The following is a 723-nucleotide window of genomic DNA, read 5'->3' on the forward strand; positions in this document are numbered from 1 at the left end:
TATAATGAACCCATAAATTAAGACAAAAAAATTATTGTTTCTAAGTTGGATTTTCCGTATAATTTTATAGCGAAAGGAGTCCAAATATGGCAAGACAACAACACTCCCCGGAGGAAAAATCGAAACTTGTCCTTGAAGCAATTCGAGGCGAGCGTACAATCAATGAGATAGCTGCCGAGAACAATATTCATCCAAACATGCTTTCAAAATGGAAACGAGAAGCTGAGTCTCAGTTGTATACACTATTCCAAGATAATTTATCAAAAGAACGCAAAGCTCAAAAAGCACATGAATCTGAAATAAATGATTTATATGCTCAGATTGGCAAACTTACCACTCAGAACGAGTGGCTTAAAAAAAAATCTGGTTTCTGAGCTTAATGTAGCACAACGCCGTCTGCTTGTTGACATGAATGGCTCAACCCTTCCTATTTCTACACAAGTTCGCCTTTTAGAGCTTAACAGAAGCGGTCTTTATTATCAGCCGATTCCGCATTCCACGGAAGATTTACATATAAAGCAGATGATTGATAAAATCTATACCAGATATCCAATGTATGGATACCGTCGCATTTGCTGGTATATGAATGAAATAGAGCATTATGTGATTAATCATAAAGCAGTCCTTCGCCATATGAAGGAAATGGGTATACAGGCAATATATCCAAGGCAAAATACAAGCAGACCTGAGCCGGCTAATAAAATATATCCATACTTGCTAAGA

2 protein-coding genes are annotated in these 723 nt (G+C 37.1%); both read left to right on the top strand.

Annotation, left to right across the window (positions count from 1 at the left end):
• The first annotated feature begins 86 nt into the window (after positions 1–86).
• Entirely contained in the window at positions 87–374 is a 288-nt protein-coding gene (locus tag HMPREF9333_RS12010) for a transposase (RefSeq protein ID WP_005542470.1), read from the top strand.
• Positions 322–723, top strand: a 402-nt coding sequence (locus tag HMPREF9333_RS12830; RefSeq protein WP_169311771.1) for an IS3 family transposase, incomplete at its 3' end; no start/stop codon positions are given. The genes HMPREF9333_RS12010 and HMPREF9333_RS12830, both read left to right, overlap by 53 nt.

Source organism: Johnsonella ignava ATCC 51276 (assembly GCF_000235445.1).
GTDB lineage: Bacteria > Bacillota > Clostridia > Lachnospirales > Lachnospiraceae > Johnsonella > Johnsonella ignava.